Here is a 17,539-nt window from a genome sequence, read left to right on the forward strand (position 1 = left end):
ACTATCTTCCTTCAACAATACGCATCAAATACTGCCCATACTGATTTTTCAGTAGAGGTTCGGCAAGTTTTTTCAGTTGGGCAACATCAATATAACCCTTGTGAAATGCAATCTCCTCCAAACAAGCCACTTTTAGCCCCTGCCGTTTTTCAATCACCTCAATAAAATTGCTGGCCTCCAGCAAACTTTCATGCGTGCCGGTATCGAGCCATGCAAACCCGCGTCCCATGACCTCGACTTTTAAAGCTTTTCTACCTAAAAACTCTGTATTCACAGACGTAATTTCAAGCTCGCCTCTCTCTGAAGGCTGAATGTTTTTGGCAATCTTCACTACCTCATTCGTATAAAAATATAAACCGATTACAGCATGATTACTCTTGGGTGATTTCGGCTTTTCTTCCAGGCTTAATACGTTTCCGTTATTGTCGAATTCCACAACGCCGTAGCGTTCGGGGTCATTTACATAGTAGCCAAAGACCACAGACTTTCTTTCTTCTTGAACGGTTTTAACACTGTTCCCCAAAAGTTCTGTCAGCCCTTGTCCGTAAAAAATATTGTCCCCGAGAACCAGACACACATCATCATCGCCGATGAACTCCTCGCCAAGGATAAATGCCTGTGCCAATCCGTCTGGAGAAGGCTGTTCAATATATTCGAAACGCATTCCTATCTCACTGCCGTCTCCGAGGAGCTCCTCGAAGCGGGGCAGATCTTTTGGAGTAGAAATAATCAGTACTTCGCGTATCCCAGCTAGCATCAATACAGAAAGCGGATAATAGATCATCGGTTTGTCATAAATGGGCGTCAACTGCTTACTAACCCCCCGTGTAATCGGGTAGAGACGCGTCCCGCTTCCGCCGGCTAAAATGATGCCCTTCATAGTGATCCTTTTCGCGAAGTGTATTGCAAATAGTTTTCCAAACGATTACAATCTATTTTAAAATTAACTTTATTTAACAACGAACCAGGGGTTAAGCAGGTTCTCTTTGTTGTAGACCATCGGCACTTCTACTTCAGAATCTGGCTGATACTGATAGGTCATCTTCCCGCTTTCGCGTACGACGGCATCCGCCGCGGCCGTATCCCACTCCATCGTCGGGGCAAGACGCGGGTAGACGTCGGCCTCGCCCTCGGCGACCATGCAGAGTTTGAGCGAGCTTCCCTTGGAGACCTGGTGGATCTCCTCCGTCGTCTTCGCCAACGCATCGATAAACGCCTGGGTCTCTTCCGAGAGGTGAGACTTGCTCGCGACGACATTGAGGTACATCTCCGGGGTCAGGTTGCGTTTCAGCGGCAGGCTCTGGCCGTTTTTAAACGCACCCTCCCCCTTTTTCGCCTTGTACATATCGCCCAGGGCCGGAGCGTAGACGACGCCGAGGACCGGGCTGTCTTTGTGGATGAGAGCAATATTGACGGTGAACTCGCCGTTTTTCTTGATAAACTCTTTGGTCCCGTCAATGGGGTCGATACACCAGTAGTACTCCCACCCTTTACGCTCCTCGAAAGGCACTTCCTTGTTCTCTTCCGACATCAAAGGGATCTGCGGATAAAGCGCGGTCAAGGCACTGCAGATAATCTCGTTGGAGAGCGTGTCGGCCTCGGTCAGCGGCGACTTGTCGTCTTTGTATTCAACGCCGAAATCTTTTTCGTAAACGTCCATAATGGCGTCTCCTGCCTTCTGGGCGATGGCGACAACGGCATCGAGATCAATCGTTTCAAGCATTCAGATGTCCTTTGGTTTCAAGATAGTCGATGACCTGCATCGCGGCCTCTTCGACGGGGATATTGTCATTGCGGATATGCACTTCCGGCATTTCCGGCGCTTCGTAGGGAGAGTCTATGCCCGTAAAGTTGGGGATCTCGCCGGCCCGGGCTTTTTTATAGAGTCCCTTCGGATCCCTGGTTTCGCAGACCGCCAGCGGCGTATCGATAAAGACTTCGATAAACTCCCCCGCCCCGACGAGGGAACGTACCTGTTCCCGGTCGCTTCGAAAAGGCGAGATAAAGGCCGTCAGCACGATCTCGCCGGCGTCGACAAACAGTTTCGCTACTTCGCCGATGCGGCGGATGTTCTCGATGCGGTCTTCGTCGGAAAACCCGAGCCCTTTGTTCAACCCGTGGCGGATATTGTCCCCGTCGAGCAGGTAGGTGTGTTTGCCCATCTCCAGCAGTTTTGCCTCGACGGCATTGGCAATCGTGCTTTTGCCCGATCCGCTCAGTCCCGTGAACCACAATACACAGGGCTTCTGCTCTTTGAGTGCCGCACGCTCGTTCATCGTAACATGGTGATCATGCCAAACAATGTTCTCCATTAACTCTCCTTGATTCAACTGCCGAACGGAAAAAATATCGGTACCAATGCCAGCACAAGCGCGCTGTAAAGTACCGAAACCGGCAATCCGATCCTGACAAAGTCCGCGAACTTATACCCGCCGGGACCGTAGACCATCAGGTTCGTCTGGTAACCGTAGGGGCTCATAAAGCTCGCACTTGCGCCGTAGGCGACCGCCATGATAAAAGGCATAGGGTCGGTGCCCAGCGCCGTTGCCGTTGCGTAGGCGACGGGGAAGCTGAGGGCAGCCGCGGCATTGTTCGTGATGATCTCCGTCAACAGGAACGTCATCAGGTAGACGGCGGCGAATGTGCCGTATATTCCTATGCTCCCTGTCGCCTCTTTAATCCCGTTGCCCAACATTTCCGCGACGCCGCTGTTCATCAGCACCTGGGCGATTCCCAGCGCCGAGCCGATGATCAGCACCAGTTCGAAGGGGAACGTCAATTTTACATCGCGCAGCGACAAGAACTTGAATATGATGAAGAGCCCCAGCAGGACAAAAAGGCCTTTCAAAAAGGGGAACACACCCGTCGCGCTTAAAACGATCACGCCGAGGAAAAGGCCCAGAATAAGCAGGCTCGTCCTCGTATCGAACTTATGGTTGAGCGACAGGTTCGATACGAAATAGAAATTCTTTTTCAAATTCTCGCGTTTGGAGAAGTCCTCTCCCGCCGTCAGCAGGAGGGTATCCCCCGCCTGCAACTCAATATTGCCCAGCTTGCCGGAGAGCTTCTCGCTCCCCCGCCGTACCGCAACGACCGCCGCATCGAACTTCGTGCGAAACTCTGCCGTCTTGATGGTTCGGCCCACCAGCGCCGATTCATGGGAAACGACGACTTCCGTCAGATTGTCCTGCAGTGGGCAGCGCTTGTTGTCGAAAATCGCCAGCCCTTTGAAACGGTTCAGCTCCTGAACGTCGCGCATATTGCCCGTAAAGATCAGGACATCCCCCGCCTGCAGCACCTCCCGCGGCGTGACGGGAGAGATCAGGCGATCGCCGCGCATGACTTCCGCCAAAAAGAGCTGCTCCATGCTGCGAAGACCGTTTTCCTGGATCGTCTTTCCGGCAAGCGGCGAATCGGAACCGACGCGTGCCTCCAGAAAATAGCGTTCCTCCTGGGCACGTCCCTTTGTCGCATAGGTCGGCAGCAGCTTTGAGCCGAACAGGCTCAAAAATAGCCCCCCGGCCACGGCCAGCGGGAGTCCGACATAGATAAAATCAAACAGAGACAGCGGCGTGAGGCCCGCATCGACAACGAAGCCGTTGACGATCAGATTGGTCGACGTACCGATGAGCGTCATCGTCCCGCCGAAGATCGCCGCATACGAAAGGGGGATCATCGCTTTGGAGGGGGCAACGTGTTTGTTGTTTTTGACCATGCTCATCATCGATGCGACAACGGCCGTATTGTTCAAAAAAGCGGAAAAAAGCGATGTCAGCCCCGTCAGTCGCAGCATCGATGCGAAACGGTTCGGCGAGAAGACCGCATGCGACAGCCACTCCACGACGGCCGTGCGCTCGATCACGCTTGAAATGACGATCAGCAGTACCAGCACGATCAGCGACGGATTGACAAAGTTGTGCAGCATCGCTTTGGTCTCGATAAGCCCGGTAAGGTAATAGAGCATCAACAAACCGAAAAAAAGCACTCCCGGACGGATGGTGCCGCGGATGAGCAGCACGATCAACCCTCCAAGCGAAAACAGGACCAGCATGACACTCATGGCGTTTTACTTAATTGTTCTCAAATACGGAAACGTCACGGGCACCCCACTCGGGGAAGTGTTCACGGATGTAGGCGTTGAGCGCCTTTTCGGCCTCGGTATATTCACGTACCGACGCGACTTTCTCATGCTCCCGCGCGGCGACGTCGACGATCATCCCCGCCCCGACGGTATTGTTCGTCACGCGGTCAACCACGATAAAACTGCCGGTCTGACGGTTGTCGCTGTAGTGGTCCGCCGCGATGGGACGGTTGAGCACCAGTTTGCACGAGGCGATGTCGTTGAGCGCCAGCGTATCGACCTGTTCACGCTCGTAGGTGTTGACATCGATCTTGTAGTTGATGTCTTCAAAGCGCCCGGTCGCGTCTGACGTCGCCCGCTTGATGTAATAGCTCTGCTCCGGCTGCATCGGCGTCTCGTCCATCCAGACGAGCATCACTTTCAATGCATTGGAGACGCGGGGAACGTCATCCGTGTGTACCAGCATGTCACCGCGGCTGATGTCAACCTCATCCTCCGTCGTGATCGTCACGGCCATCGGGGCATAGGCTGCATCCGCTGTTGCATGACGGTCCGCCTCGGTGACGTCACCGGAATTGATAATGCTTTTGACCGTCGTTGTCTTGCCAGAAGGTAGCACGGTGATGGCATCACCAACGCGGACGCTGCCCGAAGCGATCGTCCCGCAGAATCCGCGGAAATCGAGATTCGGACGGTTGACGTACTGCACCGGGAAGCGGAAAGAGGCCTTGTCACCGGCGATCTGTTCGGCATTGCGGTAGTCGATCGTGTCGAGCAGTTCGAGCAGCGGTTTGTCTTTGAACCAAGGCATACGGTCACTCTTGTCAACAACGTTGTCGCCATCCAGGGCGCTCATCGGAATATAAATCGTTTCCGGACGCGCCGCACCGTGCATCGGCAGCTGGTCAAGCACCTCTTTCTCATAGGAGTGCTTGATCTCCTCAAAGCGCTCTTCGGAAAAGTCTACAAGGTCCATTTTGTTCACCGCCACGACAATGTGACGGATCCCCAGCAGGTTGACGATGTAGGTATGGCGTCTCGTCTGGGTCAGAATCCCTTTGCGCGCATCGATGAGGATGATTGCTACGTCCGCCGTCGAGGCGCCGGTGACCATGTTGCGCGTGTACTGCTCGTGGCCCGGGGTGTCGGCGATGATGTATTTGCGCTTGTCCGTCGCGAAGAAGCGGTAAGCGACGTCGATGGTGATCCCCTGCTCGCGTTCGCTCTGCAGCCCGTCGACGAGCAGTGCCATATCGATCTTCTCGCCGGTCGTACCGTACTTTTTGCTTTCGCTCTCCGCGGCGGCGAGCTGATCTTCGAAGATCATTTTAGAATCGTACAGCAGGCGCCCGATCAGGGTGCTTTTGCCGTCATCGACGCTTCCGCAGGTCAAAAAGCGGAGCATATCTTTGTTCTCATGCTCCTTGAGATAAGCTTCGATGTTTTCTGCCGGTGTATGCGCCATTAAAAGTACCCCTCGATTTTTTTCTTTTCCATTGCCCCTTCCTGATCCTTGTCGATCAGACGGCCTTCACGTTCACTGCTTTTGGAGAGCAGCATCTCCTTGATAATCTCCGGCAGGGTTGCGGCTGAAGAGTTGATTGCCCCCGTCAGCGGGTAGCATCCCAGTGTCCGGAAACGGACCATCTCGTTTTTCGCCTTGGCCTTCAGCTCCTCGGGCACCCGTTCGTCATCGACCATGATCTTGGTCCCTTCGTACTCGACGACCGGGCGCTCCTTGGCAAAATAGAGCGACGGGATGGGGATCTGCTCAAGGTAGATGTACTGCCAGATATCCAGCTCCGTCCAGTTGGAAATCGGGAAGACCCGGACGCTTTCGCCCTTCTGGATCGCCGTGTTATAGACGTTCCACAGCTCCGGACGCTGGTTCTTAGGATCCCAGCGGTGCTGCTTGTCGCGGAAAGAGAAGATACGCTCCTTGGCCCGCGATTTCTCCTCGTCCCGGCGCGCCCCGCCGATGACGGCATCGTAACCGCCCATATTAAGCGCCTGTTTCAGCCCCTCTGTTTTCATAATGTCCGTATGAACTTTGCTGCCGTGTTCAAAAGGCGAGATATTCATACGCTCCCCCTCGGGGTTCGAATGAACGACCAGGTCAAACCCCAATTCCTTGGCACGGCGGTCGCGGAATTCGATCATCTCTCCGAACTTCCACTGGGTATCGACATGCAACATTGGAAAAGGCACTTTGCCGGGGGCAAAGGCTTTCATCGCCAGATGCAGCATGACTGAGGAGTCCTTGCCGACGGAGTACATCATCACCGGGTTTGAAAAGGCTGCGGCGACTTCGCGCAATATGTGCACCGATTCGGCCTCAAGCTGTTTGAGGTGTGTCAGGCGTTTCTCATCTAGCATCTATGTTTATCCTTCCTTGTGAATATATGGGTGTTTTTTCGATTGAAGAGCCACGATGCCCTTGTGCAGGAACCTCTCCAGGCTATAGCAGTACGATACTCACTTTAATCATCCAAGCAGCTGTCGGTGAAAACGTACTCGTATTCTCATTGCTGCTCTCTATAAAATCTTCGGATTCTACCTTTTCTCATATAAATAGTGCATTAACTAGTGGTTTAGTGTTACAAAATGCTAACAAATTTTTAGGGTGAAAGTGTACTCAAATAGCTTATTTTTTAAACAATATCGGTCAACATTGGTCACGAAAAGTCAGTGGTGTCCCCACGAGGACTCGAACCTCGAGCTAGGCCTTAGGAGGGCCCTGCTTTATCCTGTTAAGCGATGAGGACGTATCGGATGGAAAAGAAGATAGGTATTGTATCGAACGGAGCTTTCAATACTGGTAGACGCACTCTTTGTAGATGATGTTGACGACGGGCTGGACATTATTGACGCGCCACTGCTCCTCGATGACGCTCTGGCGCAACCCGCTGCGTTCACGGTCCGCCGCACAGAGCTTGCGCACGATTTCCGTATAGCTGTAGTTGCGCGGATCGTTGCGGCACCAGGCCATCAGTTCGGCTCCCTTGGCAATGTAGCGGTAATAGTAGTCGTAGCGCGACGTCGGGGATTGGATACGTTTCGCGGCGCGGTACTGCTTGTCGAGAGCGGTAAAATCGCTTTCAAGTTTTTCGCACGACAGCGCGCCAAGCAGCACCGGGAGGACAATCACTGCGATGATGGATATTTTCATGACATTCACTTCGGCAAGGGGTGAATACCCTGCTGAATCGTGCCGCAGCGTACTTCGGTCACCACCGGCGGATGGGTAATGGCGTAGCGTTTCAGCTCCGCAACGTTCTCCAGGTGGTATGAGGCGATGTCGGCCTGTTCGGAGTCGATCTTCTTACCCAGCATGTACCACTGCGTCGTGCTCATTCTGTCTTTGCAGACTTTATAGATCTTCCCGCCCTCGCTCCTGAACTGCCGTATCACCTTTTCGCTTGCCGGAGAGGGTATCTCGGCCTCTATCACCGCGTCATACGCCTTTTCAATTGGTGCGAAGGCTTCGACCATCCGGGCACACTCCTGCCGTGTCGCAGCAATGAGCAGCATGGGGACGATCAGGAAAAAAAGTTTCATGCGAAGCCTTCTTGAGTGCGCAGCATAAAGCTGGCAGCGGGTGTCACTCCTTGGCCCTATCTACTACGCGTTATAATGCCGCTATGTGGTACACCTTCGATAACGACGATCTCATCCTTCATCTGCGTATCCAGCCCAAAGCGAGTTCGAACGAACTGGCCGAAATCATGGGCGAGGAGCGCAAACTGCGCATCACCGCCCCGCCCGTGGACGGCAAGGCCAATAAACACATCATAGCACTGCTGGCGAAAATGTGCAAGGTTGCCAAGGGGGACGTCACGATAGAGTCGGGTGAGCTGGGAAGGAATAAACGGGTACGGATCAAAAGCCCTCGGTTGTTGCCCGAGGGCGTCGAACCGCCGGTGTCAGCGTAACTCGCGCTACATCTCACAAGAGCTTCGGCACACCGAAGCGCATCCAATAAAATTGGAGAACTGGCCTTGAGCGCTCCTTGTAAGCCGCCCTGGAGGCATAAAGCCAGGAAGGGCGAGCGATTCGCGAAAGGCCGCTTTTTGCGCTACTTTTTCTAAAAAAGTGGCATACATGTATTCTTCTCTATCTTTTCTTTTTCATAAGAAAAGAAACAAAAGAAAATCGTCGTTGCGCGAATCGCTCGCTGCTCCCGGCTTTATGCCTCCGCAGCGGCTTTCATGGCACGCTTAACGACCGTTTGCCTATTGATAGATGCGCTTCGACGTATCGAAGCTTTTCTTGTACATGAAGAAAGAAGGTAGTGAGTGGCGGAGTGAGCCCGAGGCCTACTTCTCGTCGGCGACCATCCGGTCTTTGGCCGTGATCCCCATCAGGGAGAGGCCGGTGCGGATGGAGAGGGCAACCATCAAGAAGAGTTTGAGCAGTTTCGCTTCTTCCTCGGTCCCCAGTACGCGGTAGTCGTAGTAGAACTTGTGCAGACGGGCCGCGAGGGACTTGAGGTACTCCGGCAGCTTCTGCACCTGGCGCGATGCGAAGGCGTCCTCGATCACCTCGGGCAGCAGCAGCGCTTCAAAGAGCAGTGCGTCGGCGTCGGCATTGAGCCCTATGAGCTCCGCCGCCATGATCTGCTCCTCCGTCAGCTCGCTCTTGGAGAGGATCGTCTGGATCCGCGCATGGGCGTAGTTGATGTAGTAGACCGGATTCGAGTTGTCCTGCTTCTTGAGCGTCTCGACGTCGAACTCCAAGGCCGTATCGCTCTTCTTGCTCGCGAAGATAAAGCGCAGGGCGTCCGCCCCGATCTCCTCGACGATGTCGCTCATCAAGATGACGTTCCCGGCCCGCTTGCTCATCTTGTACGGTTCGCCGTCTTTGAGCAGACTGACCATCTGCGACAGCAGAATCTCCAGCTTGTCGGCATCATACCCCAGGAAGCGGGCCGCCGCTTTCACGCGGGCGATGTAGCCGTGGTGGTCCGCACCCCAGATGTTGATATAGTGGTCAAATCCCTGTTCGAACTTACGGTTGTGGTAGACGATGTCGCCGGCCAGGTAGGTCGGGCGGCCGTCTTCGCGCACGACGACCCGGTCTTTCTCGTCCCCGTGCTCCGTCGAACGGAGCCAGAGCTTCTCTTCGCCCTCGTAAACGCCCTCGCCGAGCTTCTTCATCACCCGGTCCCAGTCGTCGTAAAGCGACGCTTCGCTGACGAAGGTGTCGAAGTGGATATTCGCGTCGCCCAGGTCGGAGACGATCAGAGCCATCACCTTGTCCTTCGCCCAGAGCGCGAGCTCTTTCTGGCGGTCAACGTTGGTGAGGATGTCGCTGCCGAATGCGCCGAGTGCCTCTTCGGCAAGGATCGTCATGTATTCGCCGCGGTAGTACTTCTCCGGCCACTCGACTTCCATGTTGAGGACACTGTGCTGCCCTTCGAGTTGCAAGGAAAGGCCCAGCAGGTCGATCTGGTTCCCGGCGTCGTTGACGTAGTACTCGGCCGTGATGTCATAGCCCAGGCGGCGTCCGAGGCGCAGCAGCGTGTCGCCGTAGACCGCGCCGCGGGCGTGGCCGATGTGCAGCGGGCCCGTCGGGTTCGCGCTGACGAACTCGAGCAGGATCTTGCCTTCGCGGTCGGCATGGCCGAACTGCTCCGGATTGGCAAGCGCCCAGCCGGCGTACTCGTCCATAAAGGCTTCGGAGAGTCGGAAGTTGATGTACCCCTTCGTCGCTTCGACCGCGGAGAACATCGCATGTTCGCCGAAGGAGGAAGCCAGTTCGTCGGCGATCACCATCGGTGATTTGCGCAGCTCTTTGGCCAGGGAGAAGGCAATGGGGGTGGCGTAATGCCCGAAAGAGCGGTCTTTGGGCTTTTCGAGCACGACCTCGCGCTCAAATTGCGCTTTGAGAAGCGCCGATACACGCTGTTTCAAATCGGTTACGCCTGTTTTTCGGATTCTTTGGGTGCTTCGGAAGCCGCCGTTGCGTCACCGCCCTCGACTTTTTTGGGGGCCTCGTTGCTTGCAACCTCTTCCGGTTCGTCTTTCATCTCATTCTTGAAGTTCTTGATTCCCTTGCCGATACCCTTGGCAAGATCCGGAATTTTTTTCGCACCGAAGAGCAGGACGATGATCCCGAAAATCAACAGCAGTTCAGTTCCGCTTGGCATACCCATAGTAAATCCTTAGGTGGTTTTTTTGGAAATGTAATAATAGCGAAAAAATGCAGGGATATTGGTTAGTAAAAACGTTTGCGGCGGCGGGAGGGGCGCTAGTGCGCTTCCCACGCCTGTACGAATGCGTTGATCTTGAGGGTCGGGACTTTCAGGCGGGCGGCCCTGGCGACGGAGACAAGCACCTCCGCCGCCTCGTCGAGGTCGTCGTTGATGATGATGTAGTCGTACTCGCTCATGCGCTGAACCTCGCGTTTGGCCATATCGATCCGGCGTTCGATCACCTCCGCCGCATCGGTTGCCCGCGCCCGCAGACGCTGTTCAAGTTCGCTCAGCGTCGGGGTCGTGATGAACGCGGAAGTCGTAATGTCGCCCATGCGGTTCTGAACGGCGTCGTGCCCCTGGACGTCGATGTCAAAGATGACCAGCTTCCCCTCGGCGAGGGCCGCCTTGACGGGCTTGAGCGAAGTACCGTAGTAGTTGCCGTGGACGACGGCATACTCCAGGAAGTTCTCCTCGTCGATATCGCGCTTGAAACTCTCCTCGTCGACGAAGTGGTAATGCACACCGTCCACTTCCCCCTCGCGCATCGGACGTGTCGTCGTCGAGATCGAGAAGTAGTAGGGTCCGATCGCCTCGGCCACTTTTTTGATCAGGGAACTCTTCCCCGCACCGCTTGGGCCCGACAGGACCAGGATCGCTCCGCCGTTTTTGTTCATGCCTTCTCCCCGAATGAAATATCAATGCGCACACCCATCGCCTTGAGCGCCTGCGCGACCGATTCGTCGCTGAGGATCGCCATCAGATCCTGCAGAGCTTCGACACCACGCGCATGCAGGTCGATGTCGCTGAAATCCGTCTCTTCCGGCGTGCGTTCCGGTGCATCGGCGTCATAGAGCACCTCCTCGATCGGCTGTTCCCACTCCCGCCGGTCGATGTGCTCCATCGCCGCTTCGATCTGATCGCCGTACGTCGGTTCTTCGGCCTCTTCGCCCTCCACGGCATCGAGCAGCTCTTTGAGCTCATCGATCTCCGCGCTGTCAAAGAGCGGTGCCGCCGACTCCTCCTCCCACGCTTCCGCCGCTTCATCGGCGTCAAAGACGTCGCTGCGTTCAACCAGGGCGCTTACGGCCATCTCGGCATCATCAAGGGCCCGCGCCAGCTCTTCGGGCAGGAACGGTTTCCCCAACGACGCGTCATACCCCTGGGGCATGGCGTCGAAGCGTGAGCCGATGAAAATGGCATAGTGTCCCTGCGTTTTCGCGGCCGCTGCGTCGTAGCGCGCGGCGACACTGTCATCGACAATGGCGACGTCCGCCCGCCGCCCGCCGGCGGCACCCGGTTGTAATAATGAATCCCCGCGTTTTTGTGCCAGACGTTCGACCAATTTAGCGACAATGGGAGTGGTGTTAAACAGCGCGATGGTCATAACGTCCCTTGAATGCGGTATGAAAATACCCGTAAAAGTGTGTTAACATTGTAACAAAAAAGCATCTCAATTCGAATGAAACCCCTCCTGATCGCCGGCCTGATCCTCACGGCCCTCTCTGCCGACAACGCGCTTTTGCTTCCGCACCGCTGGCAGGATGCCAGGCACACCCTCGGGGTCATGATTCGCAGCGGCGGCACCCCATTGGTCCTCGTAACAGAACGTCTTGATGACTCCTATCTCCGCCAGGCCCTTCGCCAAGCGCTCGAAAACGATAAGAATATGACGCTCATCACCTCCTCGCGGGAGACTGCATCAGAGTGGGCCATGTACCGTTCCCTTCACGCCTGTCTCCTGTCCCCCGAAACGGCCATGACCTTCAGCCTCCTCTGTACGTCCGAAACAGGCTGCGTCGTGAGCGGTACGCTCGAGACCGAGACGCTCCGAAGCGCTTTAGGTCTGATGCTCTGCAAAGAGCGCAAGGCATTCGATGAAACGGTTCAGCTGCTGCGGCAGGAGTGCAAAGCGTACTTCGAACGCTGAGGCGCTATTTCACGCGGACCAGCTGATGCTCTTCGAGCTTGTACACCCGCTGACAGCGGTCCGCTAGCTGCAGTTCGTGAGTGACGAGCAGGAGCCCGGCGTCGTGTTTCGCGATATAGCTGTCAAAGAGGTCCATCACTTCGCAGGCCGTCTCCAGGTCCAGGTTCCCCGTCGGCTCATCGGCATAGATAAGCCGCGGCTTCTTCGTCAGCACCCGGGCGACGGAGAGGCGTTGCTGCTGGCCGCCGGAAAGCTCTGTCACCTTCTGGTTGACGACATGCTCGATCTTGAGGGCTCGGAGCAGTTCGGGTTCAACCGGCTCGTTCGAGAGGATGGATGCGACCTCGAGGTTCTCCGCACCCGTAAATCCTTTGAAAAGATAGTGCGACTGGAAAATGATCCCCAGCTGCTTCCGACGCAGCTCCACCAGACCGCGGTTGGAGAGCCCTTCCATCGATTCGCCCATCAGCGTCACTTCCCCGCTGTCGGGAGTGAGCAGGGTTGAGAGAATGTGAAGCAGGGTCGACTTTCCGCTGCCGCTGACCCCGATGATGGCAACGGACTCATGGCTGTCGATCGAGAGATCCACACCGGAAAAGAGCGGGTAATCGAAATGGTGGGCAATGCCGCTGGCTTCTAGCAGTTTCATACGTGCAATAATAGTGCGTTTTGCGTTAGTTCTGGGTTAGTTTTGGATAGTGGGGGAGAAAAGCGGGCGACAGTGTCACCCGGAAGGGAGCAGCAGAGGGCTTACGCCATCTGTGCAGCGACTTCGGCAGCGAAGTCGTCTTGTTTCTTCTCGATGCCTTCGCCGACTTCGAGACGGACGAATGCGACGACTTCAGCGCTGCCGCCGACAGCTTTTGCCGCTTCGGCAACTGCGGCAGCTACCGTTTTCTTGTCGTCGAGAACATAGTTCTGATCCAGGAGGCACTGCTCTTTGTCGAGCGTCGTGTTATCCTCGATGTAGCGCGCGATTTTACCCGGCAGGATGTTCGGGATGATCTTCTCAGGCTTGCCTTCGGCGATCAGTTCCTCTTTCATCTTCGCTTCGGCCGCTGCCAGGACATCCTCTGTCAGTTGAGACATGGAGATGTACTCCGGCACGTTTTTGAGCGGCTTTTTCAGACGCGCGAGCTCTTCGTTCTCTTTCTTGATCGCTTCGATGCGGCCTTTGGTTTCGGCAGCAACGAAATCAGCGTCGAAATCTTTGTAGCTCAGTGTCGTCGGTTTCATCGCGGATGCATGCATCGCGACCTGCTTCGCCACGGCAACCATGGCGTCAGCCGTTTTCGCAGAGTCACACTCGATCGCAACGATAACGCCGATGCGCGTGTTGGAGTGGATATAACCGTTGACAGCGACGTTTTCGCTTCCGCTCAGTGCCGCGATGCGGCGGAGTTCGATCTTCTCGCCGATCTTTGCGACCGCTTCGTCGAAGTAGACGCTGAACGCTTTGCCTTCATACTCGGTTTCGCGCAGCGCTTCCGCACTGTCCGCTTCCGTCGTGAACGCCTGCTCTACCGTAGTAGAAACGAGGTTCTGGAAGCCTTCGTTTTTCGCAACGAAGTCTGTCTCGGAGTTGATCTCGACCAGTGTCGCACGCTTGTTGTCTGCAGAGATTTTCAGACCGATAGAGCCTTCAGCAGCAACGCGGTCCGCTTTTTTAGCGGCCTGAGCAATCCCGCGTTCACGCAGCCATTCTTTGGCTTTGTCCATGTCGCCGTTTGACTCGGTGAGCGCCTTTTTACAGTCCATCATCGGTGCGTCAGTCGCCTGACGCAGCTCTTTTACCATTGCTGCTGAAATTGCTGCCATGCTTATGCTTCCTCTGTCGTTGTTTCTTCTGCTGTTGCTTCCGCAGCTTCTGCAGCCGCTTCTACCTCTTCGCCTTCCGCTTCCGCGTTGTCGGCGATCATCGCTTTACCTTCGTTGACCGCTGCCGCCATCTCTTTACAGAAAAGCTGGATGGAACGGATCGCGTCGTCGTTGCCCGGGATCGGAAAGTCGATCACGTCCGGATCACAGTTCGTATCGAGCGGTGCGATAACCGGGATACCGAGGTTGCGCGCTTCTTTAACGGCGATGTGCTCTTTGACGGCGTCAACGACGAACATCATATCCGGCAGTTTTTTCATGTCGCGGATACCGCCGAGGTAAGACTCGAGCTTCTCTTTCGTACGTGCCATCATCAGCGCTTCTTTTTTGGTCAGCAGGTTGATCTGGCCGCTCTCTTGCATCTGCTCGATCACTTCGAGCTTGCGAAGGGATTTCTGAATCGTCGGGAAGTTGGTCAGCATACCGCCGAGCCAACGGTTATCGACGTAAGGCATGCCGCAGCTCTCTGCCGCTTCTTTGACGGCAACGCGTGCCTGCTTCTTCGTACCGACGAACATGATCGTCTTGCCTTCGGCTGTTGCGTCAACGACGATCTGGTACGTGTTGCGGAAGTAGCGCAGCGTCTTCTGCAGGTCGATGATGTAAATGTTCTTGCGGACACCGAAGATGTATTTTTTCATTTTCGGGTTCCAGCGGCGTGTCTGGTGGCCGAAGTGGACACCGCACTCGAGAAGGTCTTTCATAGTTACCATAATTATGGTCCTTTCTGCATCGTGCCTCCGGGGCACGATTAAATTAAAAAATACCGGTTCGCTTCAATGCCCCCGGCAGTCCTGCTCTATTTTTTCAGAAAAGGCTGCACCGGTTTTTGGGTTTGGCACCTGAGATCTTGTTCCCCGGCAATTCGGTCAGAACGCATGGAGAAAATCGCGGAATTTTACCTTATATAGCCTTAAGAAAGTGTTAAGCAATATCGCCTCCTCCTCCCTTTCACGGCCGTTAATTTCAATTTCTATTTATATTACTTCTGGTAGGCTGTATGATACATTTGTGATTAATTTGTTTTTCTTATGTTAAGGATTAGTTGTCCGGAAAAACAGACACAGATACAAGGAGTTAAAATGAAAAAACAGTTGATCCTTTCCGTTGCCGCCGCGGCCATGCTCAGTATCGGCCTCCAGGCTGATGAAACCACCGACCGCATGGAGGCGATGGAGGCGCAGATCGAGGCCCTCCAGGAGCAGCTTTCCGCGATGAAAGACGCCAAATCCGATGAGGAAGCAGCAACGGAAAACGATGAAGAAGGCAGCGAAGAGGAAGGCGATGAAACAGATGAGCGTCTGACCGACCTTGAAGAGCAGATCAGTACCATCAACCGCAACACCTCCGGAAGCCACCTCAAGTTCGGCGTCGATTTCCGTACGGCCGTCGACAACCTGAACTACAAGATGGCCGGGAACGCCTACAACCCCGATACGATGGCCTTCGACGGCGACGATACCCAGAGCAATGACGCCTTTCTCACCAACCGCCTCTGGCTCAACATGGAGTGGCTGGCGACGGAAAATATGAGCTTTACGGCCCAGCTCGCCTATAACAAGGCCTATGGATACCGCAGCGGGTTTAATGGGGGCTACCCGGGCTTCGAGACCTTCGACTGGATCACGAACGAAAACGCCTATGACGACGTTGTCCGCGTCCGCTCCGCCTACTTCTTCTACCGCAACGATACCTTCCTCGGCGCGGAGATCCCCTGGACCTTCAGCATCGGCCGCCGCCCCTCCACCAACGGCCACCTGATCAACCTGCGCGACGACGACCGTCCCGCGTCACCGATGGGGCACAACATCAACGTCGAATTTGACGGTATGAGCTCCAAGTTCAGCTTTGAGGATCTCACCGGCATCGACGGAATGTACATCAAATTCTGCGCCGGACGCGGGGGCACGAATGCCAACGCGAAGTTCTTTACGATCAATATGGATAGCAACAATACCCTGGGTATCGCCGCTCCCTACGCCAAGAATGACGCCGACCTCCCGGACATCGATCTCGGCGGCCTGATCTTCGTTCCTTACGATGACGGCCAGTACAGCCTCGGCGCGCAGTACTACTATGCCGCCCACCTCATCGACGCTTCCGTCACCCCGACGCCAAGCGGATACGTCTTCCACAACATGCAGGATGTCGGGAACATGCACGCGGTCACGGCGAACTTCATGATCAACGGTATCGGCAACGGCTGGAGCGATTTCCTCGATGACACGATCTTCTTCGCCAGCGGTGCCGTGAGTATCACCGATCCGAAAAAGGGTGCGGCCGATCAGGGGATGCTTGGTTCGAAAGAGAGCAAAACCGGTTCGTCTTACTGGGTCGGTCTCCAGGTCCCGACACTGTTCACCGATATGGGACGCATCGGCTTTGAATACAACCACGGCGACAAGTACTGGCGTTCAATTACCTACGCCGAGGATACGAACATCGGTTCCAAAGTCGCGGCGCGCGGTAGTGCTTACGAAGCCTACTACACAGACTACCTGATCGAGGATGTCTTCAGCTTCCAGATCCGCTATACGTACATCGATTACGACTACACCGGTTCCAACGGATTCTTTGGCTCCACGACGGGTACGCCGTATAAGATCGATGATCTCGCCGCCACCAATCCGGGACTGGCAAGCGCGACCGTCGACAAAGCACAGGACATCCGCTTCTACCTGCGCTACCGCTACTAAGCGCCTCCCCTTCGGGCGGTGCTAGTAACCTTTTACTTCAGCAACAGAAAATTCCTTTAGCCGTTCTGCAATTCCGCCAGTTTCTTTTTCACCTCTTCGACATGTACGATCTCGTATTTGACCCCCTGCTTTGAACGCTTCTGGCGTACTTTGACGTTCCCCCATGCAGCGGCAACCTTGCCCTCCGGGTCGATGATGTAGGTCGTGCGGACGATGCCCATATACTCTTTACCGTAGTTCTTCTTCAGGGCCCATACGCCGTAATCTTCCATCATCGTATGCTCCGGGTCGCTGAGCAGCGTGATCTTTAGCGACTGCTTCTCAATAAAGCCGCGGTGGACCTTCGGCGAATCCGCGCTGACACCGAAAATGGCCGCTTTGAGCCCCTGGAATTCCGGCAGCTGCTCGGTAAAGTCGCACGCTTCGGTCGTACAGCCGGGCGTATTGTCCTTGGGATAGAAGTAGAGCACGATCCATTTCCCTTTGAGATCGCGCGAACAGATCTCCACCTTGTCCTGGTTCTCCAGGCAAAAATCCGGTGCAACGGTTCCGATTTCAAGCATTATTTTGTCCTTTTCATTTTTGGGGAATCATAGCATAGGTACCAAGTGCAGCAACCATTCTTTCCCCGCAAGACCAATCGAAAGAGCTTCGACACGTCGAAGCGCATTCAATCAAATAGGCCCTTGGCCTTGAGCGTTCCTTGAAAGCCATCCCGGAGGCCCAAAGCCGGGAGGGATGAGCGATTCGCGAAAGGCCGC

The 17,539-nt window shown here is 55.2% G+C and carries 19 protein-coding genes and 1 tRNA gene; 3 read left to right on the plus strand and 17 right to left on the minus strand.

What is annotated here, in order from left to right; translation table 11 throughout:
• Position 1: 1 nt before the first annotated feature.
• The 9 genes from rfbA to WCY31_RS11435 all read right to left on the minus strand — a co-directional run bounded on the left by rfbA (position 2) and on the right by WCY31_RS11435 (position 7,639).
• Entirely contained in the window at positions 2–880 is an 879-nt protein-coding gene (gene rfbA, locus WCY31_RS11395; protein WP_345972468.1) for a glucose-1-phosphate thymidylyltransferase RfbA, read from the minus strand.
• Between the two features lie 69 nt (positions 881–949).
• Positions 950–1,723 carry a 3'(2'),5'-bisphosphate nucleotidase CysQ gene (gene cysQ / locus WCY31_RS11400; protein WP_345972469.1) on the minus strand — a complete coding sequence of 258 codons (774 nt, stop codon included), beginning with the start codon at positions 1,721–1,723 and terminating at the stop codon, positions 950–952.
• On the minus strand, positions 1,716–2,312 hold the full coding sequence (gene cysC / locus WCY31_RS11405) for an adenylyl-sulfate kinase (protein WP_345972471.1): 597 nt from the start codon (positions 2,310–2,312) through the stop codon (positions 1,716–1,718). Before cysC ends, cysQ begins: the two co-directional genes overlap by 8 nt.
• Before the next feature lie 14 nt (positions 2,313–2,326).
• Positions 2,327–4,060 carry an SLC13 family permease gene (locus WCY31_RS11410; protein ID WP_345972472.1) on the minus strand — a complete coding sequence of 578 codons (1,734 nt, stop codon included), beginning with the start codon at positions 4,058–4,060 and terminating at the stop codon, positions 2,327–2,329.
• Between the two features lie 10 nt (positions 4,061–4,070).
• Entirely contained in the window at positions 4,071–5,546 is a 1,476-nt protein-coding gene (cysN, locus tag WCY31_RS11415; protein WP_345972473.1) for a sulfate adenylyltransferase subunit CysN, read from the minus strand.
• Positions 5,546–6,457 carry a sulfate adenylyltransferase subunit CysD gene (gene cysD / locus WCY31_RS11420; protein ID WP_231019237.1) on the minus strand — a complete coding sequence of 304 codons (912 nt, stop codon included), beginning with the start codon at positions 6,455–6,457 and terminating at the stop codon, positions 5,546–5,548. Before cysD ends, cysN begins: the two co-directional genes overlap by 1 nt.
• A gap of 313 nt (positions 6,458–6,770) precedes the next feature.
• Positions 6,771–6,846: transfer RNA gene (locus tag WCY31_RS11425), tRNA-Arg, on the minus strand.
• Between the two features lie 44 nt (positions 6,847–6,890).
• Entirely contained in the window at positions 6,891–7,250 is a 360-nt protein-coding gene (locus tag WCY31_RS11430) for a hypothetical protein (protein ID WP_345972474.1), read from the minus strand.
• Positions 7,251–7,255: 5 nt separating this feature from the next.
• Positions 7,256–7,639 carry a hypothetical protein gene (locus WCY31_RS11435; protein WP_345972475.1) on the minus strand — a complete coding sequence of 128 codons (384 nt, stop codon included), beginning with the start codon at positions 7,637–7,639 and terminating at the stop codon, positions 7,256–7,258.
• A gap of 50 nt (positions 7,640–7,689) precedes the next feature.
• Between WCY31_RS11435 and WCY31_RS11440 the strand changes: the two genes are divergently transcribed.
• Positions 7,690–8,013: a DUF167 family protein gene (locus WCY31_RS11440; RefSeq protein WP_345972476.1), complete on the plus strand. Its 324-nt coding sequence runs from the start codon at positions 7,690–7,692 to the stop codon at positions 8,011–8,013.
• A 384-nt stretch (positions 8,014–8,397) separates the two neighbouring features.
• Here WCY31_RS11440 and argS read toward each other — a convergent pair whose 3' ends face one another.
• From argS to WCY31_RS11460, 4 genes are all read right to left on the minus strand, one after another.
• A complete protein-coding gene (gene argS, locus WCY31_RS11445) occupies positions 8,398–9,993 on the minus strand; it encodes an arginine--tRNA ligase (protein WP_345972477.1) in 1,596 nt (531 codons plus the stop codon).
• Positions 9,994–9,998: 5 nt separating this feature from the next.
• Positions 9,999–10,235, minus strand: a complete 237-nt coding sequence (locus tag WCY31_RS11450; RefSeq protein ID WP_231019243.1) for a Sec-independent protein translocase subunit TatA/TatB — start codon at positions 10,233–10,235, stop codon at positions 9,999–10,001.
• Between the two features lie 95 nt (positions 10,236–10,330).
• On the minus strand, positions 10,331–10,951 hold the full coding sequence (gene gmk, locus WCY31_RS11455; RefSeq protein ID WP_345969923.1) for a guanylate kinase: 621 nt from the start codon (positions 10,949–10,951) through the stop codon (positions 10,331–10,333).
• Positions 10,948–11,661, minus strand: a complete 714-nt coding sequence (locus WCY31_RS11460; RefSeq protein WP_345972479.1) for a hypothetical protein — start codon at positions 11,659–11,661, stop codon at positions 10,948–10,950. The genes gmk and WCY31_RS11460 overlap by 4 nt, the downstream gene beginning before the upstream one ends.
• 75 nt (positions 11,662–11,736) lie before the next feature.
• Between WCY31_RS11460 and WCY31_RS11465 the strand changes: the two genes are divergently transcribed.
• The gene (locus tag WCY31_RS11465; RefSeq protein WP_345972481.1) at positions 11,737–12,204 is read left to right on the plus strand and encodes a hypothetical protein; all 468 of its coding nucleotides are present in this window, start codon (positions 11,737–11,739) and stop codon (positions 12,202–12,204) included.
• A 4-nt stretch (positions 12,205–12,208) separates the two neighbouring features.
• Here the strand turns inward: WCY31_RS11465 and WCY31_RS11470 are convergent, their stop codons facing one another.
• From WCY31_RS11470 to rpsB, 3 genes are all read right to left on the minus strand, one after another.
• Positions 12,209–12,853 carry an ABC transporter ATP-binding protein gene (locus tag WCY31_RS11470; RefSeq protein ID WP_345969926.1) on the minus strand — a complete coding sequence of 215 codons (645 nt, stop codon included), beginning with the start codon at positions 12,851–12,853 and terminating at the stop codon, positions 12,209–12,211.
• A gap of 101 nt (positions 12,854–12,954) precedes the next feature.
• Positions 12,955–14,022 (minus strand): translation elongation factor Ts, encoded by a 1,068-nt coding sequence (gene tsf, locus WCY31_RS11475; protein WP_345969927.1) that lies wholly within the window; start codon positions 14,020–14,022, stop codon positions 12,955–12,957.
• 2 nt (positions 14,023–14,024) lie between these two features.
• Entirely contained in the window at positions 14,025–14,795 is a 771-nt protein-coding gene (rpsB, locus tag WCY31_RS11480) for a 30S ribosomal protein S2 (RefSeq protein ID WP_345969928.1), read from the minus strand.
• 369 nt (positions 14,796–15,164) lie between these two features.
• On the opposite strand from rpsB, the gene WCY31_RS11485 reads away from it, so the two are divergent.
• Entirely contained in the window at positions 15,165–16,778 is a 1,614-nt protein-coding gene (locus tag WCY31_RS11485) for a DUF3373 family protein (RefSeq protein WP_345972483.1), read from the plus strand.
• A 56-nt stretch (positions 16,779–16,834) separates the two neighbouring features.
• Here the strand turns inward: WCY31_RS11485 and WCY31_RS11490 are convergent, their stop codons facing one another.
• The gene (locus WCY31_RS11490; protein ID WP_345972484.1) at positions 16,835–17,341 is read right to left on the minus strand and encodes a peroxiredoxin; all 507 of its coding nucleotides are present in this window, start codon (positions 17,339–17,341) and stop codon (positions 16,835–16,837) included.
• Positions 17,342–17,539 lie beyond the last annotated feature (198 nt).

The organism is Sulfurimonas sp. HSL3-1, assembly GCF_039645995.1.
In the GTDB taxonomy this organism is placed as follows: domain Bacteria; phylum Campylobacterota; class Campylobacteria; order Campylobacterales; family Sulfurimonadaceae; genus Thiomicrolovo; species Thiomicrolovo diazotrophicus.